General features: G+C 73.3%; 5 protein-coding genes. 2 read left to right on the top strand and 3 right to left on the bottom strand.

Translation table 11 applies throughout. The annotated features are described in order from the left end of the window. Together ABD308_RS00280 and ABD308_RS00275 are read left to right on the top strand one after the other, a co-directional pair. Positions 1–460 (top strand): FtsX-like permease family protein (locus ABD308_RS00280; protein WP_344321983.1); only part of this gene is annotated, 460 nt, incomplete at its 5' end. Then, positions 457–1140 carry an ABC transporter ATP-binding protein gene (locus tag ABD308_RS00275; protein ID WP_344321981.1) on the top strand — a complete coding sequence of 228 codons (684 nt, stop codon included), beginning with the start codon at positions 457–459 and terminating at the stop codon, positions 1138–1140. The genes ABD308_RS00280 and ABD308_RS00275, both read left to right, overlap by 4 nt. Here the strand turns inward: ABD308_RS00275 and ABD308_RS00270 are convergent. The 3 genes from ABD308_RS00270 to ABD308_RS00260 all read right to left on the bottom strand — a co-directional run. Beyond that, a complete protein-coding gene (locus tag ABD308_RS00270; protein ID WP_344321977.1) occupies positions 1130–1381 on the bottom strand; it encodes a Uma2 family endonuclease in 252 nt (83 codons plus the stop codon). The two genes, ABD308_RS00275 and ABD308_RS00270, sit on opposite strands and share 11 nt — an antisense overlap. A gap of 23 nt (positions 1382–1404) precedes the next feature. Next, entirely contained in the window at positions 1405–2118 is a 714-nt protein-coding gene (locus ABD308_RS00265; RefSeq protein WP_344321971.1) for a GntR family transcriptional regulator, read from the bottom strand. A 175-nt stretch (positions 2119–2293) separates the two neighbouring features. After that, positions 2294–2473: hypothetical protein (locus ABD308_RS00260; protein ID WP_344321965.1), on the bottom strand; the 180-nt coding region annotated here is incomplete at its 5' end.

The following is a 2473-nucleotide window of genomic DNA, read 5'->3' as shown; positions in this document are numbered from 1 at the left end:
GGGCGCCGCCGACGCCGCCCTCGGCACCGAGACCCGCAGCCGGGACGACGCGCTCGCCGCGATCGGCTCCTACACCTCCGAGAACGGCTCGCTGCAGCTGATGCGGGGCTTCCTGTTCGCCATCTCGGCGCTGGTGATCGGCGCGTTCTTCACGGTCTGGACGATCCAGCGCAGCGGCGACATCGCCGTCCTCAAGGCGCTCGGCGCCTCCACCCGCTACCTGCTGCGCGACGCGCTGGGCCAGGCCGTCGTCCTGCTGCTGCTCGGCACCGTGCTCGGCACGGCCGTCGCCGCCGGCCTCGGCGCGCTGATCGGCTCCGCCGTCCCGTTCGTCCTGGACGCCCCGACCGTGCTGGTGCCCGCCGTCGTCATGATCGCGCTCGGCGCGGTCGGCGCGGCCCTGTCCGTCCGCCGCATCACCTCCGTCGACCCGCTGACCGCCCTGGGGAGCGCCCGATGAGTCTCGTTCTCGACCACGTCACCCTCACCTACCCGGACGGCGACGGCCGGCTGACCGCCCTGGACGACGTCTCGCTGACCGTCCCGAAGGGCACCCTGACCGCCGTGGTGGGCCCGTCCGGCTCGGGCAAGTCCAGCCTGCTGGCGGTCGCGGCCACGCTGATCGCCCCGGACTCCGGCCGGGTGGCGGTGGACGGCACGGAGACCACCGGCCTGGACCGCGCCGCGTTGACGGCGCTGCGCCGCGACCGGATCGGCATCGTCTTCCAGCAGCCCAACCTGCTGCCCTCGCTCACCGCCGTCGAGCAGCTCCAGGTGATGGCCCATCTGGACGGCCGCGCCCCGCGCGGCGCCCTTCCCCGGGCGCTGGAGCTGCTGGACGCCGTCGGCCTGCGCGACCAGGCGGCCCGCCGCCCGCACCAGCTCTCCGGCGGTCAGCGCCAGCGCGTCAACATCGCCCGCGCCCTGATGAACGACCCCACCGTCCTCCTGGTCGACGAGCCCACCAGCGCCCTCGACCACGAACGCGGCGCCGCCGTCCTGGACCTGCTCACCACCCTCACCCACCAGCGCGCCACCGCCACCGTCCTGGTCACCCACGACCGCACCCACCTCACGGCCGTCGACCAGGTGGCCGAGGTCCACGACGGCCGGCTGACGGTCCCGGCGGCTACCGTCTGACCGCGACCAGGTCCGCCACCCCGAACGTCACCGACGCCCCGACCGACCCGGGCAGGGTGAACGACTCCCCCGGGTGGTGGACCTCACGCGTCCCGTACGCGGCACCGGGCGGCTCGGTGAACACCACGACCCGCCGGTCGACGCGGTCCACGACCACGTACACCGGCACACCGGCGGCGGCGTACACGGCCGGCCTCCGGGTGAGTTCGTCGCCGAACGCGGAGGAGGTGACCTCGACCACCAGCCGGAACGAGTGGTTTACCCCTACCGGGCCCGCAGTCGCAGGCCGGTGCGGGACTCCTCCTCGGCCTCCTGGTGGTCGTCGGCCCACAGGGAGCGGACGTGGCTCAGGTGGCGGGTCATGCAGGACTCGGCGGCCGGGGCGTCGCCGGCGATCATCAGGTCCAGCAGCTCCAGGTGCTCCTCCGCCGACGACACCAGCTCGCCGCGTTCGGCGAGGCGGTTGAGGCCGTAGAGCCGGGAGCGCTTGCGCAGGTCACCGACGACCTCGACCAGGCGGGAGTTGCCGGCCAGGCCGAGCAGGTCGAGGTGGAACTGGCGGTCGGCCTCCAGGTAGCCGATCAGGTCCTGCTTGCCGGCGGCGACCACGATCGCCTCGGCCTGCGGGCGCAGCGCCTCCAACTGGTCGGCGTTGGCGGTGCGGGCGACGCGGCCGACGGTGGGGACCTCGATGAGGGCGCGGATCTCGGTGAAGTCGTCGAGGTCGCGCTCGGTGAGCTCGGTGACCCGGAAGCCCTTGTTGCGGACGGCCTCGACCAGGCCCTCGCGGGCGAGGTCGAGCATGGCCTCGCGCACGGGGGTGGCGGAGACGCCGAAGTCGGCGGCGAGGGCGGGCGCGGAGTAGACGACGCCGGGGCGCAGCTCGCCGGAGATGAGGGCGGCCCGCAGGGCGTGGGCGACCTGGTCGCGCAGCCGCTCCTGTACGGAGATCAGGGTGCGGGGTTTGAGGTCGGCCATGGTGTTCCTCCGGTGAGTGCAGAACACCAGCGTACAATGTCACGTTACGTTGAGTGTGCAACATTCCGTGATTCGGATGATACGTCAGCGATCCCGACACGTGACCCGACCCATGGTGGCAGGACCGCCGCCCGGTGACAACGGTCGGCGGCCCACCAGTTCCTCCCCCCTCGCCTCACTCCCCCGTGAACAGCCGGACCAGGCTGCTCGCGCTGGACGCCCCGCGCCCGGCGGCGGTCCGGGGCGCGTGGAAGGCGAGGAAACCCGGCATCGAGGCGGCCGTCACCTCGCCCGCCCGATCAGCACCGACCGGTAGTCCGGGAACGCCGGGAAACGCAAAGAAGCGGCCGACGTG

It is taken from the genome of Kitasatospora putterlickiae (assembly GCF_039527695.1).
GTDB classification, from domain to species: domain Bacteria; phylum Actinomycetota; class Actinomycetes; order Streptomycetales; family Streptomycetaceae; genus Kitasatospora; species Kitasatospora putterlickiae.
This window is presented reverse-complemented; position numbering and strand designations above follow the sequence as displayed.